The organism is Methylorubrum populi, from assembly GCA_036946625.1.
In the GTDB taxonomy this organism is placed as follows: Bacteria; Pseudomonadota; Alphaproteobacteria; order Rhizobiales; family Beijerinckiaceae; genus Methylobacterium; species Methylobacterium populi_C.
Genome location: JAQIIU010000001.1, coordinates 233,031 through 257,517, shown reverse-complemented (window position 1 = coordinate 257,517; position 24,487 = coordinate 233,031). Strand labels below are relative to the sequence as shown.

28 protein-coding genes and 1 pseudogene are annotated in these 24,487 nt (G+C 70.8%); 20 read left to right on the top strand and 9 right to left on the bottom strand.

Features of this window, described 5'->3' with window-relative positions:
* The first annotated feature begins 24 nt into the window (after positions 1 to 24).
* The 13 genes from soxX to PGN25_01200 all read left to right on the top strand — a co-directional run bounded on the left by soxX (position 25) and on the right by PGN25_01200 (position 10,381).
* Positions 25 to 501, top strand: coding sequence for a sulfur oxidation c-type cytochrome SoxX (gene soxX / locus PGN25_01260; GenBank protein ID MEH3116277.1), 477 nt, complete (start codon positions 25 to 27; stop codon positions 499 to 501).
* 30 nt (positions 502 to 531) lie between these two features.
* Positions 532 to 987, top strand: a complete 456-nt coding sequence (gene soxY / locus PGN25_01255; protein ID MEH3116276.1) for a thiosulfate oxidation carrier protein SoxY — start codon at positions 532 to 534, stop codon at positions 985 to 987.
* A 100-nt stretch (positions 988 to 1,087) separates the two neighbouring features.
* Positions 1,088 to 1,417 (top strand): thiosulfate oxidation carrier complex protein SoxZ, encoded by a 330-nt coding sequence (soxZ, locus tag PGN25_01250; GenBank protein MEH3116275.1) that lies wholly within the window; start codon positions 1,088 to 1,090, stop codon positions 1,415 to 1,417.
* Positions 1,418 to 1,473: 56 nt separating this feature from the next.
* A complete protein-coding gene (soxA, locus tag PGN25_01245) occupies positions 1,474 to 2,340 on the top strand; it encodes a sulfur oxidation c-type cytochrome SoxA (protein MEH3116274.1) in 867 nt (288 codons plus the stop codon).
* Between the two features lie 15 nt (positions 2,341 to 2,355).
* Positions 2,356 to 4,035 carry a thiosulfohydrolase SoxB gene (soxB, locus tag PGN25_01240; protein ID MEH3116273.1) on the top strand — a complete coding sequence of 560 codons (1,680 nt, stop codon included), beginning with the start codon at positions 2,356 to 2,358 and terminating at the stop codon, positions 4,033 to 4,035.
* A gap of 53 nt (positions 4,036 to 4,088) precedes the next feature.
* Positions 4,089 to 5,378 (top strand): sulfite dehydrogenase, encoded by a 1,290-nt coding sequence (gene soxC / locus PGN25_01235; GenBank protein MEH3116272.1) that lies wholly within the window; start codon positions 4,089 to 4,091, stop codon positions 5,376 to 5,378.
* Complete coding sequence (locus PGN25_01230; protein MEH3116271.1) at positions 5,362 to 6,039, top strand: c-type cytochrome; 678 nt, start codon at positions 5,362 to 5,364, stop codon at positions 6,037 to 6,039. Before soxC ends, PGN25_01230 begins: the two co-directional genes overlap by 17 nt.
* 170 nt (positions 6,040 to 6,209) lie before the next feature.
* Entirely contained in the window at positions 6,210 to 7,031 is an 822-nt protein-coding gene (locus tag PGN25_01225; protein MEH3116270.1) for an MBL fold metallo-hydrolase, read from the top strand.
* A 91-nt stretch (positions 7,032 to 7,122) separates the two neighbouring features.
* The gene (locus tag PGN25_01220) at positions 7,123 to 7,584 is read left to right on the top strand and encodes a DsrE family protein (protein ID MEH3116269.1); all 462 of its coding nucleotides are present in this window, start codon (positions 7,123 to 7,125) and stop codon (positions 7,582 to 7,584) included.
* 69 nt (positions 7,585 to 7,653) lie between these two features.
* On the top strand, positions 7,654 to 8,121 hold the full coding sequence (locus tag PGN25_01215; protein ID MEH3116268.1) for a DsrE family protein: 468 nt from the start codon (positions 7,654 to 7,656) through the stop codon (positions 8,119 to 8,121).
* Between the two features lie 9 nt (positions 8,122 to 8,130).
* Positions 8,131 to 9,120, top strand: coding sequence for a substrate-binding domain-containing protein (locus PGN25_01210; protein MEH3116267.1), 990 nt, complete (start codon positions 8,131 to 8,133; stop codon positions 9,118 to 9,120).
* A 2-nt stretch (positions 9,121 to 9,122) separates the two neighbouring features.
* Positions 9,123 to 9,413, top strand: a complete 291-nt coding sequence (locus PGN25_01205; GenBank protein ID MEH3116266.1) for a hypothetical protein — start codon at positions 9,123 to 9,125, stop codon at positions 9,411 to 9,413.
* Positions 9,410 to 10,381, top strand: coding sequence for a c-type cytochrome (locus tag PGN25_01200; protein MEH3116265.1), 972 nt, complete (start codon positions 9,410 to 9,412; stop codon positions 10,379 to 10,381). Before PGN25_01205 ends, PGN25_01200 begins: the two co-directional genes overlap by 4 nt.
* A gap of 239 nt (positions 10,382 to 10,620) precedes the next feature.
* Here the strand turns inward: PGN25_01200 and PGN25_01195 are convergent, their stop codons facing one another.
* Entirely contained in the window at positions 10,621 to 12,309 is a 1,689-nt protein-coding gene (locus PGN25_01195; GenBank protein ID MEH3116264.1) for a methyl-accepting chemotaxis protein, read from the bottom strand.
* Positions 12,310 to 12,353: 44 nt separating this feature from the next.
* Between PGN25_01195 and PGN25_01190 the strand changes: the two genes are divergently transcribed.
* Positions 12,354 to 12,485: a hypothetical protein gene (locus tag PGN25_01190; GenBank protein MEH3116263.1), complete on the top strand. Its 132-nt coding sequence runs from the start codon at positions 12,354 to 12,356 to the stop codon at positions 12,483 to 12,485.
* A gap of 24 nt (positions 12,486 to 12,509) precedes the next feature.
* Here the strand turns inward: PGN25_01190 and PGN25_01185 are convergent, their stop codons facing one another.
* From PGN25_01185 to dsbD, 3 genes are read right to left on the bottom strand one after another with little or no spacing between them, the layout of a single operon-like run.
* On the bottom strand, positions 12,510 to 13,376 hold the full coding sequence (locus PGN25_01185; GenBank protein ID MEH3116262.1) for a L,D-transpeptidase: 867 nt from the start codon (positions 13,374 to 13,376) through the stop codon (positions 12,510 to 12,512).
* Positions 13,377 to 13,390: 14 nt separating this feature from the next.
* Positions 13,391 to 14,026: a DsbA family protein gene (locus tag PGN25_01180; protein MEH3116261.1), complete on the bottom strand. Its 636-nt coding sequence runs from the start codon at positions 14,024 to 14,026 to the stop codon at positions 13,391 to 13,393.
* A 35-nt stretch (positions 14,027 to 14,061) separates the two neighbouring features.
* Entirely contained in the window at positions 14,062 to 15,852 is a 1,791-nt protein-coding gene (dsbD, locus tag PGN25_01175) for a protein-disulfide reductase DsbD (GenBank protein MEH3116260.1), read from the bottom strand.
* A gap of 110 nt (positions 15,853 to 15,962) precedes the next feature.
* Here dsbD and PGN25_01170 point away from each other — a divergent pair, with 110 nt between their 5' ends.
* Positions 15,963 to 16,625 (top strand): response regulator, encoded by a 663-nt coding sequence (locus tag PGN25_01170; protein MEH3116259.1) that lies wholly within the window; start codon positions 15,963 to 15,965, stop codon positions 16,623 to 16,625.
* Complete coding sequence (locus PGN25_01165) at positions 16,622 to 17,938, top strand: sensor histidine kinase N-terminal domain-containing protein (GenBank protein ID MEH3116258.1); 1,317 nt, start codon at positions 16,622 to 16,624, stop codon at positions 17,936 to 17,938. Before PGN25_01170 ends, PGN25_01165 begins: the two co-directional genes overlap by 4 nt.
* 46 nt (positions 17,939 to 17,984) lie before the next feature.
* Here PGN25_01165 and PGN25_01160 read toward each other — a convergent pair.
* The 3 genes and pseudogenes from PGN25_01160 to PGN25_01150 form a co-directional block, all read right to left on the bottom strand.
* A pseudogene (locus PGN25_01160) lies at positions 17,985 to 18,269 on the bottom strand (TSUP family transporter).
* Positions 18,269 to 18,709: a YeeE/YedE family protein gene (locus tag PGN25_01155; protein MEH3116257.1), complete on the bottom strand. Its 441-nt coding sequence runs from the start codon at positions 18,707 to 18,709 to the stop codon at positions 18,269 to 18,271. Before PGN25_01155 ends, PGN25_01160 begins: the two are co-directional and overlap by 1 nt.
* Before the next feature lie 3 nt (positions 18,710 to 18,712).
* Positions 18,713 to 19,138, bottom strand: a complete 426-nt coding sequence (locus tag PGN25_01150; GenBank protein MEH3116256.1) for a YeeE/YedE thiosulfate transporter family protein — start codon at positions 19,136 to 19,138, stop codon at positions 18,713 to 18,715.
* 164 nt (positions 19,139 to 19,302) lie between these two features.
* On the opposite strand from PGN25_01150, the gene PGN25_01145 reads away from it, so the two are divergent.
* On the top strand, positions 19,303 to 19,755 hold the full coding sequence (locus PGN25_01145) for a hypothetical protein (GenBank protein ID MEH3116255.1): 453 nt from the start codon (positions 19,303 to 19,305) through the stop codon (positions 19,753 to 19,755).
* A 58-nt stretch (positions 19,756 to 19,813) separates the two neighbouring features.
* On the opposite strand, the gene PGN25_01140 is transcribed toward PGN25_01145, so the two are convergent.
* Both PGN25_01140 and PGN25_01135 read right to left on the bottom strand, forming a co-directional pair.
* Positions 19,814 to 20,137 carry a metalloregulator ArsR/SmtB family transcription factor gene (locus tag PGN25_01140; GenBank protein ID MEH3116254.1) on the bottom strand — a complete coding sequence of 108 codons (324 nt, stop codon included), beginning with the start codon at positions 20,135 to 20,137 and terminating at the stop codon, positions 19,814 to 19,816.
* 377 nt (positions 20,138 to 20,514) lie between these two features.
* The gene (locus PGN25_01135; GenBank protein MEH3116253.1) at positions 20,515 to 21,378 is read right to left on the bottom strand and encodes an alpha/beta fold hydrolase; all 864 of its coding nucleotides are present in this window, start codon (positions 21,376 to 21,378) and stop codon (positions 20,515 to 20,517) included.
* 192 nt (positions 21,379 to 21,570) lie between these two features.
* Between PGN25_01135 and PGN25_01130 the strand changes: the two genes are divergently transcribed.
* Genes PGN25_01130 through PGN25_01120 form a run of 3 tightly spaced genes read left to right on the top strand, consistent with a single transcriptional unit; the run spans position 21,571 to position 24,442 of the window.
* Positions 21,571 to 22,608 (top strand): iron ABC transporter substrate-binding protein, encoded by a 1,038-nt coding sequence (locus PGN25_01130; GenBank protein ID MEH3116252.1) that lies wholly within the window; start codon positions 21,571 to 21,573, stop codon positions 22,606 to 22,608.
* Entirely contained in the window at positions 22,605 to 23,672 is a 1,068-nt protein-coding gene (locus PGN25_01125; GenBank protein ID MEH3116251.1) for an iron ABC transporter permease, read from the top strand. The genes PGN25_01130 and PGN25_01125 overlap by 4 nt, the downstream gene beginning before the upstream one ends.
* Complete coding sequence (locus tag PGN25_01120) at positions 23,669 to 24,442, top strand: ABC transporter ATP-binding protein (GenBank protein ID MEH3116250.1); 774 nt, start codon at positions 23,669 to 23,671, stop codon at positions 24,440 to 24,442. Before PGN25_01125 ends, PGN25_01120 begins: the two co-directional genes overlap by 4 nt.
* The last annotated feature ends 45 nt before the right edge of the window (positions 24,443 to 24,487 follow it).

The following is a 24,487-nucleotide window of genomic DNA, read 5'->3' as shown; positions in this document are numbered from 1 at the left end:
AGACGGCGCACCGAGGAAACCCAGATGCGCAGGCCGATTCACGCCTACGCGATCGCAGGAGCATGCGCTCTCGCGACCGCCGCCGGAGCCGAGACGGCCTCGGGCGGGCTTCCCCCATTCGAGATCGTGGCGGTCGATGGCACCGATGCCATCCCCGATCCGCTGACCGACAAGCCCGGCGACGCCTCCGCCGGAGCCAAGGTCGTGGCCAACCGACGCCAGGGCAATTGCCTCGGCTGTCACCAAATCTCGTCGCTCAAGACCGAGTCCTTCCACGGCGAGGTCGGCCCCTCCCTCGACGGCGTCGCGGGCCGCTGGGACGCGGCGCATCTGCGCATGATCGTGGTCAACCCCAAGCACGTCTTCACCGAGGCGACCGTGATGCCGGCCTTCTACCGGGTCGACGGCCTGAACCGCGTCCGCCCCGAGTTCCAGGGCAAGCCGATCCTGACCGCCCAGCAGGTCGAGGACGTGGTCACCTACCTCACCACCCTGAAGTGACGCGCGAGCCGTGAAGGAACCGCAACCATGATGTCTCCCCTGAACCGCCGCCAAGCCCTCGCCCTCGGCACCGGAGCCGTCCTTGCGACGAGCCTGACCCTGCGCGCGGGGCCGGCGCGCGCGGCGAAGAACAGCACCGACGAGGCCATCAAGGCGTTCACGCGCGGCAAGGAGCCGATCAAGGGCAAGGTCAAGCTCGAACTTCCGGAGATCGCCGAGAACGGCAACACCGTCCCGATGACGGTCAGCGTCGACGCACCGATGACGAAGGAGAGCTTCGTCGAGGAGGTGATGATCGTCGCCGAAGGCAACCCGAACCCCGGCGTCATCAGCTTCCACTTCACGCCATCGAGCGTGGCCGAGGCCAACACGCGCATCCGGCTCGCCGAGACCCAGAACGTGATCGCGGTCGCCCGCATGAACGACGGCTCGGTCTTCAGCGACGTGAAGCAGGTGAAGGTCACCATCGGCGGCTGCGGCGGCTGATGTCTAGAGCGCTCTCCGCCGAAGTGGGTACCGGTTCGGCGCAAGAGAGCACGTCGAAACAAGAGTTTAGAGCCGATCAGCACGAGACCCGGAGGACAACATGGCCGACGTGAAGCCGCGGATCAAACTGGACAAGAAGGAAGTCGCCAAGGGCGGCGTCATCGAGGTGAAGACCCTCGTCTCGCACACGATGGAATCGGGTCAGCGCAAGGACAAGGACGGGAAGACCATCCCGCGCAAGATCCTGAACAAGTTCACCTGCGACCTCAACGGCAAGACGATCTTCAGCGCCGACCTTGAGAGCGCCGTCTCCGCCAACCCGTACTTCCAGTTCAAGCTCAAGCCCGAGGAGTCGGGGACGCTGACCTTCACCTGGGTCGACGACGACGGCTCGAAGATCCAGGCCACGGAGCAGATCAAGGTCGCATGACGCTCTCCCGGGGCGTCCCGCCCCGGAGCGCCTCCCCACGTCGAGCCGGAGCTCCCATGCCGTCCGTTCCCTATCCTCTGGCCTTCGCCGCCGTCGCGATCCTCGCCCTTGCCGTCTCGACGCACGCGCAGGACACGCCCTCGCCGCGCGCGCAGGACGCGTCCGAGCGTCCGGCCTGGCAGGAGCACGGCATCAAGCCGCAAAGCCCCGATTCCCCGTTCGAGGAGGTGGTCTCGGGCCTGTACTTCCGCTCCAAGGAGACGCAGGCGATGCAGGCGGACGACTTCAATAACCCGGGCTTCCTCGCCGTCGAGCAGGGCGAGGAACTCTGGTCGAAGGTCGACGGCGCGGCGGGCAAGTCCTGCGCGAGTTGCCACAACGAGGCCGCGACCTCGATGAAGGGCGTGGCGGCCGCCTACCCCAAGTGGAACGAGAAGCTCGGCAAACCGGTCAACCTGGAGCAGCGGATCAACCTCTGCCGCAGCGGCGCCCTGAAGGCCGAGCCCTGGGCCTTCGGCTCGCCGGAACTCACCGCGATGACGACCTACATCCGCAACCAGTCCCGCGGCATGCCGGTCGCGGTGAAGGTCGACGGGCCGATGACGCCGTGGTTCGAGCGCGGCAAGGCCCTCTACTACCAGCGCAACGGACAGCTCGACCTCGCCTGCGCGAGTTGCCACGAGAAGAACCACGGCAAGTTCCTGCGCGCGGACTTCCTGAGCCAGGGGCAGAGCAACGGCTTCCCCGTCTACCGACTGCGCGACCAGCGCCTCGTGCCGCTCCATGAACGGATGGAGGGCTGCATGTTCGACGTGCGGGCCACCCCCTTCAAGCCGCTCTCCGACGAGTTCCTCGCGCTGGAGATCTACGTCGCCTGGCGCGGCCTCGGCCTGCCGGTCGAGACGCCGGCCGTCCGCAACTGAGCCGCACGGGCCCCGATGACCTCACGCCGCGACTTCCTGCAGATCGCCGCCGCCACCGCCGCGCTCGTCCCGAGCGGCTGGACCCGGGCCTTCGCCCAGCAGCGCCTCACCCAGGACGACCTCCTGGCCTTCGAGCCGATGGGCAATGTCACCCTGGTCCACCTGACGGACATCCACGCGCAACTCCTGCCGGTGCTGTTCCGCGAGCCCTCGACCAATCTCGGCGTCGGCGAGGCGCGCGGCCAGATCCCGCATGTGACGGGCCGCGCCTACCTCGACCTGTTCGGCATCCCCGGCGGCTCCCCGCTCGCCTACGCCCTGACGCCCGAGGACTACGTCGCGCTCGCGCGCGGCTACGGGCGCATGGGCGGCCTCGACCGCATCGCCACGGCGCTCGACGCGATCCGCGCCGAGCGCGGCGACAAGGTCCTGTTCCTCGACGGCGGCGACACCTGGCAGAACAGCTACACGTCAATGCTGAGCAAGGGCCAGGACATGGTCGAGTGCATGGCGCTGCTGAAGCCGGACGCCATGACGGGCCACTGGGAGTTCACCCTCGGCACGGACCGCGTGAAGGAGATCGTGGACGGGCTCGGCTGTCCCTTCCTCGGCCAGAACGTACGCGACGCCGAGTGGAACGAGCCGGCCTTCGAGTCCACGAAGATGTTCGAGCGCGGCGGCGTGAAGGTCGCGGTGATCGGGCAGGCCTTCCCCTACACGCCCATCGCCAACCCGCGCTGGATGATCCCGAACTGGTCCTTCGGCATCCGCGAGGAGGACGTGCAGGCGAGCGTCGACAGGGCCCGCAAGGACGGGGCCGCCCTCGTCGTGCTGCTCTCGCACAACGGCTTCGACGTCGACCGCAAGCTCGCCTCGCGGGTGAAGGGGATCGACGTGATCCTGACCGGCCACACGCACGACGCCCTGCCGCAGGCGGTCAAGGTCGGCCAGACCCTGATGATCGCCTCCGGCAGCCACGGCAAGTTCCTCACGCGCGTCGACCTCGACGTGCGCGACGGCGCGGTGAGGGGCTACCGCTCGAAGCTGATCCCGATCTTCTCCGACGTCATCGCGCCGCAGAAGGCGATGACGGCGAAGATCCAGGCGATCCGGGCACCCCACGAGGCCATGCTCAAGGAGGAGCTCGGGCGGGCAGAGGGCCTGCTCTACCGCCGCGGCAACTTCAACGGCACCATCGACGACATGATCTGCGACGCGTTGCTCGCGGAGCGCGACGCGGAGATCGCGCTCTCGCCCGGCTTCCGCTGGGGCACGACCCTGCTGCCGGGCCAACCGATCACCCGCGAGGACGTCTACAACGCCACCGCCATCACCTACCCGGCGGCCTACCGCATGACCATGACGGGGAGCCGGCTGAAGGAGGTGCTGGAGGACGTCGCCGACAACCTCTTCAACGCCGACCCGTACTATCAGCAGGGCGGCGACATGGTGCGGGTCGGCGGCGTCTCCTACGCCATCGACGTGGCCCGGCCGGCAGGCCAGCGCATCTCCGACCTCACGCTCCTGCGCACCGGCAAGCCCGCCGAGGCCGGAGGCTCGTACACGGTGGCCGGCTGGGCGAGTGTCAACGAGGGCACCGAGGGGCCGCCGATCTGGGACGTCGTGGCCGCCCACGTTCAACGCAAGGGAACCGTGAACCCGACCCCGGCGCAGGTCACCGTCCGGGGCGCTTGATCGCACCGAATATATTCACTCATCAGAATATATGAAATAGTTCGGAGAAGCCGATGTCTGACCCGAAGCGCATCTCGGAGCCGCCGCCCCCGCCCTCGCGCAGGTCGTTCCTGCGGACAGGTCTCGCCCTCGGCGGCGCCGTCGGCTCAGGTGCCCTTGCCGGCAGGGCCGCGGCGGCCGACGCCAAGAACCTGCCGCCGAACGTGCCCGAATGGTCGCAGACCCTCGGGGACGGTGTCGTCAGCCGCCCCTACGGCCGGCCGTCGAAGTTCGAGGCGGACGTGATCCGCCGCGACGTGGAGTGGCTCACCGCCTCGCGCCAGAGCTCGGTCAGCTTCACGCCGCTGCACCAGCTCGAAGGCATCATCACCCCGAACGGCCTCGGCTTCGAGCGCCACCACGGCGGCATCGCCGAGATCGACCCGGCCGAGCACAGGCTGATGATCCACGGCCTCGTCGAGAAGCCCCTGATGCTGACGCTGGAGGACGTGAAGCGCTTCCCCCGCGTCAATCGGATCGCCTTCCTCGAATGCGCGGCCAATTCCGGGATGGAGTGGAAGGGCGCCCAGCTCAACGGCTGCCAGTTCACGCACGGCATGGTCCACTGCGTGATGTACACGGGCGTGCCGCTCAAGGTCCTCCTGGAGGAGGCGGGCCTCAAGACGAACGCCACGTGGCTGCTGCCGGAAGGGGCCGACGCCGCGGCGATGACGCGCTCGGTACCGATGGAGAAGGCGCTCGACGACGCGATCGTCGCCTACGCCATGAACGGCGAGGCGCTCTACCCCGAGCACGGCTATCCGTTGCGCCTCGTCCTGCCCGGCTGGCAGGGCAACATGTGGGTGAAGTGGCTGCGCCGGATCAAGGTCGGCGACGAGCCCTGGCACACCCGCGAGGAAACGTCGAAGTACACCGCCCTGTTGCCGGACGGCCGGGCGCGGCGCTTCACCTGGGTCATGGACGCGAAGTCGGTGATCACCAACCCGAGCCCCCAGGCGCCGATGCGCCAGAAGGGCTTCACGGTGCTCTCGGGCCTCGCCTGGTCCGGGCGCGGCAAGATCAGGAGCGTGGACGTCTCCCTCGACGGAGGTCGCAACTGGCGCGCCGCGCGCCTCGACGGCCCCGTGCTCGATAAGGCGCTGACCCGCTTCTACTACGAGTTCGACTGGAACGGCGACGAGCTGCTGCTGCAATCGCGCGCCGTCGACGAGACCGGCTACGTCCAGCCCACGAAGGCGGCGCTCCGCCAGCACCGCGGGCTGAACTCGATCTACCACAACAACGGCATCCAGACCTGGCACGTGCTGCCCAGCGGGGAGATCGAGAATGTCGAGGTCGCGTAACGGCACCCTGGCCGCTCTCGCGGTCCTCTTCCTCACGACCGCCGCCGCGGGCGCCGAGCGCCTGAACATCGGCCGTGCGGCGACGCCCGAGGAGATCAAGGGCTGGGACATCGACGTGCGTCCCGACGGCAAGGGGCTTCCCGTCGGCAAGGGCACGGCGGCGCTCGGCGAGACGATCTTCCAGGAGCGCTGTGCCAGTTGCCACGGCGAGTTCGGCGAGGGTGCCGGCCGCTGGCCGGAACTCGCCGGCGGTGCCGGCACGCTCAAGTCCGACAATCCGGTCAAGACCGTCGGCTCCTACTGGCCGTATGTCACGACGGTGTTCGACTTCGTGCACCGGGCCATGCCATTCGGGGCGGCGCAGACGCTGACGCCTGACGAGACCTACTCGCTGACGGCGTACCTTCTCTACCTCAACGACATCCTGAAGGATCAGGACTTCGAGGTGAACGAGAAGAACCTCGCCACCATCCGGCTGCCGAACGAGAAGAACTTCTTCATGGACGACCGCGAGACGGCGGAGAAGGAATTCTGGACGGCCAAGCCCTGCATGAAGGACTGCCTGCCCGAGGCGGCGACCATCACCGGTCGCGCGCGCATCCTCGACGTGACGCCCGAGAAGGCATCCGAGGCCGCCAAGCAGTCGCCGCCGGTCCAGTAGGCTGCGGGAACACGGGAAGCCTGTCGATGCCCGACTTCCAGGACACGGAGAGGCGAGGACCGCTCGCTCGGGTTTGCGACAGGCGAACGGTCGTCGCCGGGATGGCGGCGCTGCTGGCATCCGCTTGGCCGGGCGGGCGGATATCCGCCTCTCCGGCAGGGATCCTCAACGTGCGCGACGGCACGGTGGAGACGGCCAGCGACGGCACGCTGTCGTCCTCCCTCGGCTTCATGCTGCCCGAAGCGCCGCGCGCGGAGGTCGACGCGCTGTTCAGGGCCGTGGGGGAACCAGCCGAAGCCGGCCCGATCCCGACGAATGCGTCCCTCGTGCGCGTCGGCGACGAGGTCATCCTGATCGACGCGGGCTCGGGGAACTCCTTCCAGCCGACGGCGGGAAAGCTCGCGGAGACCTTGGAAGCGGCCGGCGTCTCGCGCGAGGCGGTCACCCGGGTCGTGTTCACGCACGCGCACCCCGACCACCTCTGGGGCGCCGTCGACGACTTCGACGACAGCGAGCGATTCCCCAACGCCCGCTACGTCGTGCCGGCCGCGGAGTGGGACTTCTGGACGCGCGACGACGTCGAGACGAAGGTGCCGGACTGGTTGAAGGGATCGGCCATCGGCTCCCGGCGCACGCTCAAGCGCCTCGAAGCCAAGATGGAGCGCCGCAAGCCCGGTGAGACGGTCGCGCCCGGCCTCACCTACGTTGCGACGCCCGGGCACACGCCAGGGCACGCCTCCGTCCTCGTCGAGGCGGGACGCGAGCAGGTCCTGATCGGAGGGGACGCCCTCAGCCACGCCGTGATCTCCTTCCGCCGACCTGCCTGGGCGTTCGGGAGCGACCTCGACCGCGACCTGGCGATCCGCACCCGCCTCGCCTTGCTCGACCGATTGGCGAACGAGCGCGTCACGCTCGTCGGCTTCCATCTACCGGGCTCGGGCGTCGGGCGTGTCGAGCGGTCCGGGGATGCCTACCGCTTCGTGCCCGCGTGAATCGGGCGGCCGCGAGAGGCCGCCTTAAGGTCCGCTTAAGGATCGGCGTGCAGGCGGCCGGGAGTCTGGGCCGGGTTCGGGAGGGACGAACATGTTGCTGTCGCGCAGGGGTGTGTCGGGCATCGCGGCGCTGATGGCCGGCCTCGTGGCCACCCGGGCCGCGACGGCCGCGGAGGCCGGCGCGAAGACGCACCGGGTCGCGATGCAGGTCAGCACGAACGATGCCGGCGTGTTCGATCTCGCCCTCAACAACGCCGTGAACCTCGCCCGCGAGTACGGCGAGGCCGCGGAGGAGGTCGAGGTGGAGATCGTCGCTTACGGGCCGGGCCTGCACATGGTCCGGGCCGACACCTCCCCGGCGAAGGCTCGGGTCAAGTCCGTGATGGAGAGCGTCCCGGGCATCGTGATCTCCGCCTGCGGCAACACCATCACGGCCATGGAACACGCCGAGGGGCGCAAGGTGGAACTGCTGCCGGACGTGGGCGTGGTCCGCGCCGGCGCCGTCCGGCTCGTCGCGCTGCAGGAGGCCGGGTGGAGCTACCTTCGCGTCTGACCAGCCCCGGGCCGGGCACCTCCAAGCAGGCGCTTCCGACCAGTCCGAGATCAGCAACCGGAGACCGTCATGACGATCCTGTCCCGCCTTGGCCCGGCCGTCCTGCTCATCCTGGGAATGTGCGTCGGGGCCGCCTTCGCGGCCGGCGAGGCCCCGTCCGGCTACTACACGCCGCAGAAGGTGGTCTACCACAACGACGGCGCGCCGCCGGACAACGACGCTTATTTCAAGCGGTTGCTCGGCAACATCCGCAACCACGTCGAGGCGCTTGGCAAGGACAAGGTCGAGATCCGCGTGGTCGACCACGGCGACGGTCTCGTCCTGTTCCAGATGGCGAAGGACGACCGGGACCTCGCCGGGCGCATCGACGCCCTCAAGGGCATGGGGGTGCGCTTCCTGATCTGCAACAACACCCTGACGGAGCGGAAGATCGACTGGCACGGACTCTACGGCGTCAAGGAGGACGACATCGTGCCGAGCGGCGTCGCCGAGTTGGCACGGCTCCAGGGCATGGGTTTCACCTACATCCACCCGTAGGAGCGCCGGATGCCTCGCCTCTCGCTTCCCCCCGTCCTGTCCTGCCTCGCCCTGCTCGCCGCCCCTCCGGCCGGCGCGGATCCGCGGCGCGACGCCGACCGTACCTTCCCGCCCTGGCAGGGTGGCGCCAACGCCCCGGCGCACGACAAGGGCCTGGAGTTCACGGTCCACGAGGCGGACAACCTCGCGGACTTCCACGGCGACCTGACGAACGCCCGCCTGATCCTCTACGTCGGCGGCAACTCCTTCTTCGCGATGGCCCCGCTGGTCGCGGCCTTCGAGGCGCGGCACCCGGAACTCGCCGGCCGGATCTACTACGAGACCATCCCGCCGGGCCTGCTCGTCAGGCAGATGCGGGCCGGCGGGCGCGTCACGGTGGGCAACATGACCTGGACCGCGAAGCCGGACGCCTACCTCGCCGGGCTCGGGGCGGTCGAGCGGCTCGTCCGCGAGGGCGACCTGGTCGGGCCTGCGGTTCCCTACGTGACGAACCAGTTGGCGATCATGATGCCCAAGGGCAATCCCGCGAAGGTCACCGGGCTCGCCGACCTGGCACGGCCGGGACTGAGGCTGGCGATGCCGAACCCCGAATTCGAAGGCGTCGCGCGGCAGATCAAGTCCGCCCTCCGGAAGGCCGGCGGCGAGGCGCTCGTCAGGACCGTCTACGAGACGAAGGTGGCCGAGGGCACGACCGCCCTCACGCGGATGCATCACCGGCAGACCCCGGTGTGGCTGATGCAGGGTCGTGCGGACGCCGGCGTCACCTGGCGCTCGGAGGCCATGTTCCAGGCCGAGGCGAACCTGCCGACGGAGCGCGTCGACATCCCCGCCGACCAGAACGAGACCGGAGCCTACGCCGGCGCCGCCGTGAAGGATGCGGCCCATCCCGCGGAAGCGCGTGTCTGGCTGGACTTCCTGCGTGGCGCGGAAGCGCGCGCGATCTTCTCGCGCTACGGCTTCGAGCCCTACCACGCCGACGGCACCCCGGACCGGAACTAGCCATGCCCCGCACCGCCCGGATTCTCGCCACGATCCTGACGCTCGTCCTCGTCGGCGCGGCCCACGCCGCCCCGGCCAGGGTCCTGGTCTACGGGCCCAGGGGCCCGCTGCCGGCCATCAAGGAGGCGGCGGAGACCTTCGGCAAGGCCCGCGGCATCGACGTTCAGGTCACGGCCGGCCCCACACCCGGCTGGATCGACAAGGCCAAGCTCACCGCCGACGAGGTCGCCGCCGTCGCCGCCTACTATGCGAGCCTGCCCGTCCCGGCGACGCAAAGCGGAGGTCCGCGATGAGCAAGCGTGTTCCGGGAGCGTGGGTGTGGGCCGTCGGAGCGGCCTCGCTCGGCCTCATCGTGCTCGTCGGGCAAAGGCCTCCCAGGGCCGAGGGGACGAGCGGTGGCCAAGCGGAACAGACGCGCCGACCCGACCCAGCCGGAACCGCTGCGGAGCACTTCCAGCCCCCACCGGAGAGCGCCATCCCGGACGACCCGTTCGGGACGATGGTCCGGATGGGCAGGGACATCTTCCAGGACACCGGGACGCACGCCCGCGGGTTCGTCGGCAACGACTTGCGCTGCTCGAACTGCCACCTCGACGGCGGCAGGCTCCCCGGCTCGGCGCCGCTCTGGGCCGCTTACGAGAACTATCCGGCCTATCGCGCCAAGAACCGGCACGTGAACACCTTCGCGGAGCGGCTGCAGGACTGCTTCCGCTACAGCATGAACGGCAAGGCCCCGCCGCTCGGCGATCCGGTGTTGGTCGCGCTGGAGAGCTACGCCTTCTTCCTGGCACGGGGAGCGCGGACCGGCCTGAGCCCGCCAGGCCGGGGGTACCCCAAGCTGGCGCGGCCCGCCTCGCTCGACATCGCGCACGGGCGGGACGTCTATGCCACCAAATGCGCCCTGTGCCACGGTGCGGGCGGGGAAGGCCAGGCGACCACGGATGGACATACCGTGTCCCCGCCACTCTGGGGGGCGCGGTCCTACAACTGGGGAGCCGGCATGAGCTCGGTCGCCAACGCCGCCGGTTTCATCAAGGCGAACATGCCGCTCGGCCAGGGCAACACCCTGTCGGACGAGGAGGCTTGGTCCGTCGCGGCCTTCATCGACAGCCGCGAACGGCCGCAGGATCCACGCTTCGAGGGCTCGGTCGCCGAGACGCGGAAGGCGCACCACGACGACCCGTTCGACTTCTATGGCCGGACCGTCGACGGGGTCCCCCTCGGCCAGAACGCACCGCCCTTCGGCACCGTGCCGCCGTGATCGCCCAATGACCGCCCGCCCGCCTCATCGCCCCGGCACGTCGTCGGAGGCGTCTTCCGTCGCCCGCCTCCTCCCGATCCGCCCTCGGTCCTCCACCGCATCGGCGGACAAGCCTGCGAGGGTCGCGTGATCGAGGCCGTCCCCCGGCGGCTGCGCCCGTCCGGGCCGTGCGCCTACGCTCCCGGTGACCTCCGTGGGGCCGCGGCGCGCGGCACCCCCCGCGCTTTCATGGGAGCTGCTTAGGCGGCGCGCACTGTCTGGAGGAAGCGCGCGACCTCGGCCGAGAGATGCTCCGATTGGCGGGAGAGTTCACCTGCCGAGGCGAGCACCTGTGCGGCCGCCGTCCCCGTCTCCTCCGCCGCTCCTGCCACGCCCGCGATGTTGCTCGTGACCTCGCCGGTGCCGGTCGCCGCCTGCCCGACGTTGCGCACGATCTCCTGCGTCGCGGCCCCCTGCTGCTCCACCGCCGCCGCAATGGAGGCGGCCAGGGTGCTAATCTCGCGGATGCGCCCCCCGATGCCGCCGATGGCGGAGACGGCATGACCCGTCGCCCCCTGCACCTGCCCGATCTGGCGGCCGATCTCATCCGTCGCCTGCGCGGTCTGGTCGGCAAGCGCCTTGACTTCGGCTGCCACGACCGCGAACCCGCGCCCCGCCTCACCGGCGCGCGCGGCCTCAATGGTGGCGTTGAGTGCGAGCAAGTTGGTCTGCGAGGCGATGCCCGAGATCATCGCCACCACTTCGCCGATATTGGCGACCGTCGTGGTGAGTTCGTGCACCAGCGTGGCGGTCTGGTCCGCCTCTGCCACAGCGGCCTGCGCCAAGTCGGCCGACCCGGCGACCTGACGCCCGATCTCCTGCACGGAGGCGCCGAGCTCCTCGGCGGCGGCGGCGACCGTGCTGACGTTCGAGGCCGCTTCCTCCGCCGCCACAGCCACGATCGTGGACTGGCTCGCCGTTTCGGTCGCGGTGGCCGTCATGGTTTGCGCCGTGGCCTGCAACTCCGTGGCCGACGACGAGACCATGCCGATGATGCCACCGACCGCGCGCTCGAAGGCATCGGCCATCTCGCGCATGCCGACCTTGCGCTGCTCTTCGGCCGCGAGTCGTGCCTGGACGGTCTCCGCCTCCAGCGCCCGCATGCGGATCATGGCTTCCTTGAACACCTGCACTGCGTCGGCGATCGTGCCGAACTCGGTCCGGCGCCCCCGCCCCATCACCTCGGCAGAGAGGTCACCAGCGGCCAGCGCCTGCATCGGGATGATGATCCCAGCGCAATCACGTCCGATACTCCAGACGATAAGGATGCCGAGAAACACGGATGCGAATACGGCGAGGACGGAGGCACCCACAACGAGGTTGCGCACCCATTCGTAAGTCTCAGCCGCCGCGCCTCCGGCCTTGGCGGCGGAGTCTTTGGCGAAGGTGTAGAGTTGCTTGGCATCGTCGAGGGCACGCTTCCGGTGCACGGTGACAATCGAGTCGATCATCTTACGAGCTCGCTCGATGTCCCCCTCGCGCGCCAGCTCTAGCAGTGGCGGGATCGACGCGATGTAAGTCACCCAATTCTTTTTGAAGCTTGCGAACACTCGCGCCTCTGTATCGGATTTCGGGAATTTTTCGTATAATCTGATCAGCCGATCTATTTCATTACGCCGCTGTTGCATTTCGACATCAGTTTGCTCTACGATCTGTGGGTCGCGGCCATTCAAAGTATAACGGAACAAACTGATAGTAATCCGTCCGGCCCAATCGTTGATCTCGCCAATCGTCTGTGTTTTGCGAAGATCCCTGGCTTGACTTTCAATCAGAAGAGCATTGATCGCGGAAGCACTTCTTACGCCGAGAACGCCAATCCCAATCACGAAAAGAGTGAGCAGACCGTAGGAGGCAAACAGCTTTGTGCGGATGGTCAACTTTTGCAGCATGGCGACACCTCGGCAACATCGGCAGCTTGCCCTAGATTGGTTAATTGTTCTCGTTCACATTCCTCACCGAAACGCGGAAGGCGCACCACGACGACCCGTTCGACTTCCATGGCCGGACCGTCGACGGGGTCCTCCTCGGCCAGAACGCGCCGCCCTCCGGCATCGTGCCGCCGTGATCGCCCAATGACCGCCCGCCCGCCTCATCGCCCCGGCACGTCGTCGGAGGCGTCTTCCGTCGCCCGCCTCCTCCCGATCCGCCCTCGGTCCTCCACCGCATCGGCGGACAAGCCTGCGAGGGTCGCGTGATCGAGGCCGTCCCCCGGCGGCTGCGCCCGTCCGGGCCGTGCGCCTACGCTCCCGGTGACCTCCGTGGGGCCGCGACGCGCGGCGTGCGCGGCGCCGCCCCCGGGCCCCAGAACCACGACGCGCGTACCGATCGGGACGCGCCGGTGCAGGTCGATCACGTCCTGGTTCAGCATGCGGATGCACCCCGAGGAGACCGCCTCGCCGATGCTCCAGGGCTCCGTGGTGCCGTGGATGCGGTAGAGCGTGTCCTTGCCGTCCTCGAACAGGTAGAGGGCGCGCGCGCCGAGCGGGTTCCTGTCGCCGCCCGCCATGCCGCCGGCCCAAGGTCCGTAGCGCTTGGGGTCGCGCCGGATCATGTCGGACGTCGGCGTCCAGCGCGGCCAGGATGCCTTGCGGGCCACCGTCGCCTCGCCGGTGAATTCCAGTCCGGCCTTGCCGACGCCGACCCCGTAGCGCATCGCCTTGCCGCCCTCCATGACGAGGTAGAGGAAGCGCCCGTAGGGGTCGATCACGAGGGTGCCGGGCGGCTCCTTCGTCGGGTAGTGGACCATCTGGCGGACGTTGCGGGCCTTGATGTCGCGCGGCGCGACCGCCTCCACCGGGAACGGCTCGTCCGTGACGGCCGCGTACCGGCGTAGGGCTTCGGGACCGATGGCCGGCCGGACCTGCGCGCTCGGGGCCGGCGCCCCCACCGAGACCGTGCAGGCGCCGAGTGCCGAGGCGAGCGCGATCAGCGCCGGCAAGTGCAGGGTCCGCCGCATCACGATTCGCCGCATCACGAGCGGCCCTTGGCGCGGGCCTGGGCGACAGCCTGCTTGAAGCCGTCGTAGTCGAGGGCGGCGGCCACCTTCAGCGGGCCGATGAGGTAAACCGGCGTGCCTTGCAGGCCGAGGGAATCGGCTTGGTCGAGGTTGCGCTGGAGCAGCGCGGCGATCTCGCTCGCATGGGCGCTCCGGTCAGCCTCCAACCGGGCCATGTCGACGCCCGAGGCGGACACGGCCTCCAGCATCCGCTCCTTCGGAATCTTGCGGCCCGGGATGGCCATGAGCGCCTTGTGCACCTCGTCGTAGCGGCCCTGGTACTTCGCCGCGAGCGCGAGCTGTGCGCCGTAGACGGAGGCGTCGCCCAGGATCGGCCAGTCCTTGTGGACGAGGCGGATGCGCCCGTCCGACTTCACCAGCCGCTCCAGGTCCGGGTGAGACTTCTTGCAGAAGGGGCAGTTGTAATCGAGGAAGGCGACGATGGTCAGGTCGCCCTTCGGGTTGCCCGAGACCGGCGCCTCGGGGTCGTTGAGGATGGCGTTCGGATCGACGCCTTGCGCGAACGCGTCCTCGACGGGCGGCGCCAGCGACAGCAGGGCCGGCGCCAGGGCGGCAGCCGACAGTAGGGCGAGCAGGGTCCTGCGGTTCATGATGGGTCCCCTCGTGGCTGGTGGGAAAGGCTCGCTCAGGCGCCGATGAGGGCGAGACGGCGCTTGAGCTCGCCGACCGCGAGTTCACCCTCGGTGCGGGCGTCGCGGACCTCGCTGCCGTCGGCGCGAAGGAAGATCAGGGTCGGGGGGCCGACGACTTCGTAGCGCTGCATCAGGGCGCGCGTGCCGGCGGCGTCGTGGGTCACGTCGGCCCGGATGACGGAGACGGCCTTCAACCGCTCCCGGATCTCTGGGTCCGCCAACACGGTCCGCTCGTTGGTCTTGCAGACGGAGCACCAATCCGCGGCGAACTCGACCAGGACCGGCGCACCCCGCTCGCGCGCTTCCCGCAGTGCCGCGTCGAGACCGCCCGGTGTCGTCGCCGTCCGGTGGGCCAGGGGGGCCGCCGCCCCGGGGACGAGGCCGGACAGGGGCCGGAGAGGATCGCTTCCCCCGGTTGCGGCCCCGACGAGGAGCGCGCAGCCGTAGGCGGCGACCGCGATGCCCGCCGCCTTGCCGAGGCGGGCCCGGCCGCCCGCTCCCGCGAGGGCCGCGACGGACCACCCGAGGCCGATGGCGAGCACGCCCCAGAGCAGCAGCGTCAGGCCGCCCGGAAGCAGGCGCGCGACGAGCGAGACCGCCAGCGCCAGGAAGACGAAGCCGAAGGCTTGCTTGGCCCGCACGAGCCATGGGCCCGACCGGGGCAGGACCCCGGCCCCGAAGGTGCCGAACGCGACGAGGGGCGCCCCCATGCCGAGGCCGAGCGCGAACAGGGCCAGGGCGCCGCGCAGGACGTCGCCGGTCTGCGCGACGTAGAGGAGCGCGGCGGCGAGAGGCGGCGTCACGCAGGGTCCGACGATCAGCGCCGAGCTGAAGCCGAGCAGCGCGGCGGCGAGGACCGAGCCACCTCCCGCCGCGGCCGAGCCGGCGGTACGGTCGCGCCACCACCGCGGCGCCTGGACGTCGAACAGGCCGAACATGGAGAGGGCGAGCGCGACGAGAGTCAGGGCCATCAGGCCAAGGGCGAGCGGCGTCTGCAGCGCGACCTGCAGGTTGCGTCCGAGCCAAGCCGCGGCAAGGCCGAGGCTCGCATAGGCCCCGGCCATCGCGAGGACGTAGCTGCCGGAAAGCACGAAGCCGCGTACCGGCGTGAGGCCCCCGCCCGTGCGGACCAGCATGCCGGACAGGATCGGCACCATCGGAAGGACGCAAGGCGTGAAGGCGAGAAGGACGCCGAGCCCGAACATGCCCATCAGGACGCCGGCGAGGTTGCCGGTGAGCAGCGAGGCCGGCCCGGATGGCAGGATGCCCGATCGCGCGGCTTCCCGCGGCCCGCCCGCGACATCGCCAACGGCCGGCTTTGTCCCGGATCCGCCGTCAGGCCGTGCCGCCTCCGGCGCGCCCGGCGCCGCGAGATCGAGCGTCTGCGTGACCGGCGGGTAGCAGATGCCCTTCTCGGCGCAGCCCTGGTAGGTGACGCGCACCGAGCGCAGGCCGGCCAGGGCCGCGCCCGGCACCGTGGCCTCGGCCGCGCCGTGATAGACCTCGGTCGGCCCGAAATTCGGGTCGTCCTCGGTCTCCCCCGGCCCGATGGCGACGGGCAGCGATTGCCCGGTCGGCGCGGAGGCCGCGATTCGGTCGCGATAGAGGTAGGTGCCGGCGGGGATGGTCCAGCGCAGGTGGAGTGAGAGGTCGGGCTGACGGGTCGCGGCCAGCGTGAACGGCACCCGCCGAGCGGCGGCTTCCTGGCAGTGACCCGGAGACCAGAGCGACGCACCCGCCCAGACAAGGGCGGCGAGGATAAGGTGGGCGAGAAGGTTCGGCATGGTCGGCTGCGGGGTCCGGTTTTCGGATCGGCCCGGCGCAAGTCGAAAACGCAGCTTAAGCCAGGCTTAAGCCGAGTCCGGAGGATGCCGGGCAGCCAAGGGAGACACGCATGCGCATCCTCGTCGTCGAGGACGACCCCATCCTCTCGGACGGCCTCCGCGCCGGGTTGTCCTTGGGCGGGGCGACCGTCGACTGCGTCGCGACCTGCGCGGATGCCGACGCCGCGCTCGGCACGAGCAGGTTCGCGGCGGTGGTGCTCGACCTGATGCTGCCCGACGGCTCGGGGCTCGACGTGCTGCGCGGCCTCCGCCGCAGGGGCGACCGCACGCCGGTAGTCCTGCTGACGGCCCGGGACGCCGTCGCGGATCGGATCGCCGGGCTCGACGGCGGGGCCGACGACTACCTCGGCAAGCCCTTCGACCTCGACGAGCTCTCGGCCCGCATCCGTGCGGTCGTGCGGCGCGTTTCCGGGCGGGCCGCCGCCGGCCTGGAACACGGCGGCATCCGGCTCGACCTCGGCAGCCTGACCGTTACGGTCGACGGAGCGCCGGTCACCGTATCCCGGCGCGAGTTCATGGTGCTGGCGGCCCTCATGGAGCGCCCGAACGTGCTGCGCTCGAAGGCCGAGCTGGAGGAGCGCCTCTACGGCTGGCAGGAGGAGGTCGAGAGCAACGCGGTCGAGGTGCACGTGCACAACCTGCGCGCCAAGATCGGGAAACACGCCATCGAGACGGTGCGCGGCCTCGGCTATCGCATGAGGGCACCCGCATGAGCTCGCTGCGCGTCAGGCTCTTCGCCATCCTCCTCCTCGCGACCGGCCTGATCTGGCTCAGCGCGGTCGCCTGGATCTACCTGGGCTCGAAGCGGGAGGTGGAGCAGGTCCTCGACACCCGGCTACAGGAGGCCGCACGCATGGTCGGCTCCCTCGTCGGCACGGTCGGCAACGCCGGGGCGGCGGGCGCGCCGGTCGCCTTCGCGCCGCCCGGCGGGTACGAGCGGCAGCTCTCCTGCCAGATCTGGTCACTCGACGGCCGGATGGTGGCCCGGTCGAGCGGAGCCCCGGAGCGGCGCTTGACCGATGCGCCCGCCGGCTTCTCGGAGCGCGAGGTCGACGGCGAGACCTGGCGGGTCTTCACCCTGGAGGATGCCGACAAGGGCGTGCGCGTGATGGTCGGCGACCGCCTCGGCTTGCGCGAGCGCCTCGTCGCCGACCTTATCATGGGCCTCGTGACCCCGGCCCTCCTCGTCGTCCCGCTGCTCGGCATGCTGATCTGGGCGAGCCTCGGGCGAGGCCTGCGCCCGTTGCGTCTGATGGCCCGGGACCTGGCGCGACGCGACGCGGACGACATGAGCGCGATCGACGCCGGGCGCGCACCGGCGGAGGTGCGCCCGCTGACCGACGCGTTGAACGCGCTGTTCCTCAAGGTCGAGGCGGCCCGCCGGCACGAGCGGGAGGTGACGGCCTTCGCCGCCCACGAGTTGCGCACGCCGCTGGCGGGACTGAAGACGCAGGCCCAGGTCGCGATGGCCGCCCGGGACCCGGACGTAGCCCAGGCCGCGCTGCGCCAGATCCTCGCCGCGGTGGACCGCACCACGCGGCTCGTGCGCCAACTCCTCGATGCCGCCCGGCTCGACGCAGAGGCGCACGGTGCGACCCTGACCGAGATCGATGTCGGCGCCCTGGTGACCGAGACCGTCGAGAGCATGCGGGCACCGGGCGACGTCGCGACCGTCATCGACCCCGCGCTGCGCGGCTTCACCATGCGAGGCGACCCGGAAAGCTTGCGGCTCGCCGTTCGCAACCTGCACGAGAACGCCGTGCAGCACATGCAGGCCGGCACGGTCGAGTGGGGGCGCAGGCAGGACGGCGCGGGCTTCTACGCCCGTGACGAGGGCCCGGGAATCCCGGAGGAGGAGATCGCCCTGGTCACGACGCGGTTCTACCGCGGACGTCACAGGAGCGCGACGGGCAGCGGTCTGGGGCTGACCATCGCGGAGGCCGCCTCGCGCCGAAGCGGAGCGAGGCTCCGGCTCAGCAACCGGACCGACCGGAGCGGGCTCCAGGCGGAGATCCTGTGGATCTGATCGGCCTTGACGTGAAGACGGCGCGGTCACGTCGGCGATGCCAGGAGGCCCTGGCCGCGGCCGAGCCGGCGAGCGCACCGAGGACGCCGGCGAGCGAGAACGCCGCCGCGCACCGCCACTTCACGTTCCCGGCCCGCCATTGCGGGACGAGGTTGCCGGCCGCGCTGACCGAGACCGCCGGGGCGCTGGTGCCGATGGCCACGTGGGGCGAACTCACGCCGACCACGTAGGTCAGGAGCGGGACCGCCAGGATCGAGCCGCCGCCGCCGAGGATCACGCCGACGACCCCGCCCGAGCCGGCCGCGAGACCGGATGTCAGCAAGCCGGGCATCACGCGTCAACTTCCTGCACCGCCGTCGGCTCCGAGGGCACGAGGCCGAAGAGCAGCATGCCGACGGCCATGGCGGCCACGAAGGTCGCGGCGTGGGCCGGTACGACCGTGAGGATGGTCAGCGCAGGCCCGGGGCACAGGCCGACCAAGCCCCAGCCGATGCCGAAGACCGCGGCACCCGCGATCAGGTGCGGGTCGAGGTCGCGCCGGGTCGGGATCTCCAGCCGGGGCGCGAGCACCGGCCGGCCGCGGCGCCGCGCGACACGGTAGCCGGCCGCCGAGACCGCGACGGCGCCCACCATGACGAGGGCGAGGCTCGGGTCCCAGCGTCCGGTCACGTCGAGGAAAGCGAGGACCTTCGCCGGGTTGGCCATGCCGGAGACGAGGAGGCCGAGCCCGAACAGCAGGCCGACGGCGAAGGCGGAAGCGGTCTTGGCCATGGCTCAGGCTCCGGTCAGGTGACGGGTGACGAAGACGGTCAGGATGGCGACGGCCATGAAGGTGCCTGTCGCGACGAGGGAACGGGGCGAGCCGCGACCGATGCCGCAGACGCCGTGGCCGCTGGTGCAGCCGGCCCCGAGGCGTGCGCCGAACCCGACCAGCAGACCCGCGAGCACCAGGAGGGGGATCGAGGCGTCGACCGTCACCGGCGGCAGGCTTCCTCCCAAGCTGGCGTAGACCAGCGGCGCCAGGACCAGGCCGGCCAGGAAGGCGACCCGCCAGCCGGTCTCGCGCGAGGGCGGGGCGAGCAGCCCGCCGAGGATGCCGCTGATGCCGGCGATGCGCCCGTTGAGGAGCAGGAACAGGGCCGCGGAAGCGCCGATCATGACGCCGCCGAGGATGGCGCTGAGAGGGGTGAAGCCGTCCATGCTGATCACTCCTGGGCCGCGGAAAGGGCGAACCCGTGGGCGACTCGTGATCCTCACGCCGCCTTCGGGGTTGTCATGGACCGGATGCCCACGCCTCGATCGTGATATTATTAGATAATTCTTGATTAGTTATAGCTAATTTAATGTCAGAAGGGAACTGGCCGTTGATCCCCGGAACGGCGGAGCGGATCCCGCTTCGCACGGATGCGCGCGTCAACCGGCGCATCGCTGCCGACATCGATGCGAGCGTGAAGTGGCATGCCGAACACCCGCAGGCGATCGGCCGCCGGCTGCGCGGGCTCGACGCTGAGTGGGACATCGAGCGGACGCTGGAGGCCAACACCGCGGCGCTGGCGCTCGCCGCCTCGGCACATGACCGCCGGCCGGCGCTGGCTCGCCCTGTCGCTGGCCGTGACGGCATTCCCGCTCCAGCATGCCGTCCGGGCTGGTGCCCGCCCTTGCCGATCCTGCGGCGGCTCGGCTTCCGCACGGCCCGCGAGATCGAGGTCGAGCGCAACGCCCTGAAGGCGCTCCGTGGGGATTACGGCCCCATCGGACCGGACGCCGGGGACCGTGACAATCGGACCAGCCATGCCCTGATGGCGGCACGGCTCTGAGGATCGCCGGCCCGCCTCCGGCCCGAAGGAAGCGTTGGCGGGCGCCGTTGCGGCAAGATCAGCCCGCTTCCGGACAGAAGATGTCCTTGAGCGTCGCGAGCAGGCGTGCGGCGCGAGGATCCTCCAGGCGATAGTGGAGCGTCTGGCTCTCGCGCCGGAAAGCGACCAGCCCGTCCTCGCGCAGCTTGGCGAGATGCTGCGAGAGCGCGGATTGGCTGAGCTCCACGGCCTCGGCGAGGCTCGTCACGTCCATCTCGCCCTGGGCGACCAGCAGGCACAGGATGAGGAGACGCTTCTCGTTCGCGAGCAAGCGCAGCATTCGCGCGGCGTCGGCTGCCTTGTCCTGAAGGCGTAGCAGGTCGGTGGTCGTCACCGCATCCATTGCCGTCGATAGCCCCGCATTAGGAGACGCTGTTTTAGACGGCACCAACCTATGGCGTCCTGCGCGGTTTGCCAGCCTTGACTGTACTTGCGACCTTCGCCTTCAACGCGGAGGTCCTTGCCCCGACCGCTCGCTCGACGTGGAGGGCGACCTTGTTTGGCTCAACGATTTGCCCGATGTGCCGGCTGCCGCCGCGTGGCTGACGAGCCCTCGGTCTCCGCTCAGCCCGCGGCCATCGACGGCGCGCAGCGCGGCGGCATGGAATTCGGCTCGCGCAGCGGCGAGAGTGGCGGCGTCGGCATGAGCGGCCGCCGACACGACCGCGGGGAGCTTCCGGATGCGAACGGGCGCCGGGGCCTCTGGCCCGGCGCCGGTTCCTATTCGTGCAGGAACGCGATCAGTGCGGCGTTGACCGCCTCGGGCACGTCGTGCTGCACCCAGTGGGTCGCCTCGGGAAACCGGTGCAGGCGGCTGCGCTCGCACAGGGCGAGGCTCGCCTGCGCCAGCCCCGGCTGGAGCGCCCGGTCGCGCTCGCCCCACAGGATCAGCGTCGGCGCGGCGACCTTCGGCGGGTGGCGCGCGCGGGGCAGGCGGGCGAGCGCCCGATACCAATCGAGCATCGCCGTGACCGCGCCGGGGCGCAGCCATTCCCGCGCGTAGACGTCGAGGTCGGCCTCGCCGAAGGTGTCGGAGGCGCTGGAGCGGCGCATCAGCTCCCGCAGGAGGTGGCCGCCGCGGGCGGTGAGCAGCCGTTCGGGCAGCAGGGGGAGCTGGAAGAAGCCGGCATAGGCGCTGCGCAGCGCCTGCCCCGGATGGTGCCGGAGATAGGCGCCGAACACGCCGGGATGGAAGGCGTTGAGCACGGCGAGCCGCTCGACCCGCTCGGGGTGGAAGCTCGCCGTCCAGAACGCGACGAGCCCGCCCCAATCGTGCCCGACGAGGCGGACGCGCTTCGCCCCGCAGGCATCGGCCAGGGCGATCACGTCGTGGGCGAGCCGGTCGAGATGGTAGGCGGGAAGCCCCTTCGGCCGGTCGCTGAGGCCGTAGCCGCGCTGGCCGGGGACGAGGAGGCGCAGGCCGCTCTCCGCGAGCGGCCCGATCTGATGCCGCCAGCCGAACCAGAATTCGGGAAAGCCGTGCAGCAGGAGGGTGGGCGGCCCGTCGCTCGGCCCCGCCTCGGCCAGGTGCAGCCGCAGGCTGCCGAGGGCGACGTGGCGGTGGCTGACGACCGGATCGGGCATGCTTTCTCCGAAGGATAGGCACGGGGGATGTCGGTGCCGGACCAACCCGGGCGACGCCGGCGCGGTTCGGGCGCGGCGCCATTCCGGCGCAAAGGCGCTCGATGTCGCATCGTCTTCTCGGACGAGCCGGCAACCACCTTTCGGGACGATGCTCTATAGGTGATGCGCTATCACGGGAGACGCCCTTCCCCGATGCCGCTGCTCCGCTGCCTTCTCGCGCTCGCCTGCCTCTATCCCTGTCTCGCGGCCGCCCGGCCCGTCACCGATGCGGCCGGGCGCCGGGTCGAGGTGCCGGAGCGGGTGACCCGCGTGCTCGCCGCCGGCCCGCCCGCCGCGGTGCTGCTCTACACCCTGGCGCCCGGCAAGATGGTCGGCTGGCCCCGGGCGCCGAGCCCGGAGGAGCGGGACTTCCTGGCTCCCGAGCTCCGGGATCTGCCCGCCTACGGGCGGCTGACCGGGCGGGGCAACACCGCCAATGTCGAGGCGCTGCTCGCCCTCAAGCCCGACCTCATCGTCGATGTCGGCAGCACGGGGGCGACCTATGCCTCGCTCGCCGACCGGGTACAGGCCCAGACCGGCATCCCCTATCTGCTGCTCGACGGACGCTTCGCGGCCACGCCGCAGACCTATCGGACCCTCGGCGCGCTGATCGGAGCCGACACCGAGGCCGAGATGCTCGCGACCGAGTCCGAAAGGATCCTGAAGGCGGTGGCCGAGGTCGTCGCCGCGGTGCCGGAGGACAAGCGCCCGCGGGTCTATTACGGGCGCGGGCCGCGAGGCCTGGAGACGGGGCTCTCCGGCTCGATCAACACCGAGATCGTCGAGGCCGCGGGCGGTCGCAACGTGGCGGCGGCGGAAGGCGCCGGGGGGCTCGCCGCCGTCTCGCCCGAGCAGGTGCTGGCCTGGAACCCGGACGTGATCGTCGCCCTCGACCCCGATTTCCCGAAAACGGCCGCGGCCGATCCGCTCTGGAGCGGGCTGAAGGCCGTGCGCGAGGGCCGGGTCCACGCCATCCCGACGCTGCCCTTCGGCTGGGTCGACGCGCCGCCGGGCGTGAACCGCCTGATCGGCCTGCGCTGGCTCGCCGGGCTGTTCTTCCCCGAACGATTCCCGCAGACGCTGGGTGACGCGGTGCGCGACTTCTACCGGCGCTTCTACCGGGTCGATCTCAAGCCGGAGCAGCTCGACCGCCTCCTGCGCGAGGCCGCCGGGCCGGGGCCGGCCCGGTGAGCGGGACGGCGGGCCCGGCCGGGGCGGCCCGGCCGGCGCGGCGGCTGCGCGCCCTCGGGCTGGCGGCCCTGGGCCCGGCCGCGCTGCTCCTCCTCGTGCTGGTCTCCCTCGGCATCGGCCGCTACCCCGTGCCGCTCGCCGACGTCTTTTCGGTTTTGTCCGCCAAGGTGCTCGCCCCGCTCTTCGGCCATCCCGTCGCGACCGATCCGACCGCGGCGACCGTCGTCTGGCAGGTGCGCCTGCCGCGGGTGCTCGGCGCGCTCGTGGTCGGGGCGGGGCTCGCGGCGGCGGGGGCGACCTATCAGGGGCTGTTTCGCAATCCCCTCGTCTCGCCGGACATCCTGGGCGTTTCGGCGGGCGCAAGCCTGGGAGCCGTGCTCGGGATCGTGCTCTCGCTGCCGGTGGCGGCGATCCAGGGGCTCGCCTTCGTCGGCGGTCTCGCCGCGGTCGGCACCGTCTACGCCGTCGGGCTCGCGGTGCGGCGGCACGATCCGGTGCTGACGCTGGTGCTCGCGGGCGTGGCGGTCGGTGCGCTTCTCGGGGCCGGCATCGCGCTGCTGAAGGTGCTCGCCGACCCCTACAATCAATTGCCCGCCATCACCTTCTGGCTGCTCGGCAGCCTCGCCGCGGTGACGCCCGGCGACGTCGCCGCGATCCTGCCGGCGATGCTCGCCGGCCTCGCGCCGCTGGTGCTGCTGCGCTGGCGCGTCAACCTGATGAGCCTCGGCGACGAGGAGGCCCGGGCGCTCGGTGTCGAGACGCGGGTGGTCCGCCCGGTGCTGGTGACCGGCGCCACTCTGGTGACCGCCGCCGCGGTCTCGGTGACGGGGGTGATCGGCTGGATCGGGCTGATCGTGCCGCACGTCGCCCGCCTCCTGGTCGGGCCGGATTTCCGGCGCCTGCTGCCGGCCTCGATGCTGCTCGGCGCCGGCTATCTCACCGCGGTCGATCTCCTGGCCCGCACCGCCGCCCCCATCGAGGTGCCGCTCGGCATCCTCACCGCGCTCGTCGGAGCGCCGTTCTTCCTGTGGCTGCTGGCGACGGCCAGACGGGGCTGGGCCTGATGTTCGAGATCCGCGATCTCGCCTTCGGCTACGGTGCCCGCGCGGTCGGCTCCGGGGTCAGCCTGACCGTGGGGGAAGGCGAGGCGCTGTGCCTGCTCGGGCCGAACGGCGGCGGCAAGACCACCCTGTTCAAGACCCTGCTCGGGCTGCTGCGCCCGCTCGGCGGACGCATCCTCCTCGACGGCACCGACCTGACCGATTGGCCGCGCCGCGAAATCGCGAAACGGATCGCCTACGTGCCGCAGGCGCACGCGGCCTTCTTCCCGTTCGCCGTGCGGGACGTGGTGCTGATGGGCCGCGCCAGCCGGCTGTCCGCCTTCGCGAGCCCCGGGCCGGCCGACCGGGCGGCGGTCGAGCGGGCGCTCGCCACCTTGGGCATCGGCCATCTGGCCCAGCGGATCTACACCGAGATCAGCGGCGGCGAGCGCCAGCTCGTCCTGATCGCCCGGGCGCTCGCGGGCGAGCCCCGGCTCCTGGTGATGGACGAGCCGACCGCGAGCCTCGATTTCGGCAACCAGGCCCGGGTGCTGACCCAGGTGCGGCGGCTCTCCGGCCTCGGCATCAGCGTGGTGCTCTCCACCCACGATCCCGGCCACGCCTTCCTCTGCGCCGACCGGGTGGCGCTGCTGCACGGCGGCCGCCTCGTCGCGCTCGGCCCGCCTGCGGAGACGGTGACGCCGGAGACCCTGCGGCTCCTCTACGGCGTCGAGGTCGCGGTGGTGCCGCTGCCGGGGCAGGGCCGGGCGGTGTGCACGCCGGTGATCGGGTGAATGGGTCGCCACGCTCGCGATGACGGACCGACAACGGCTCGGCAC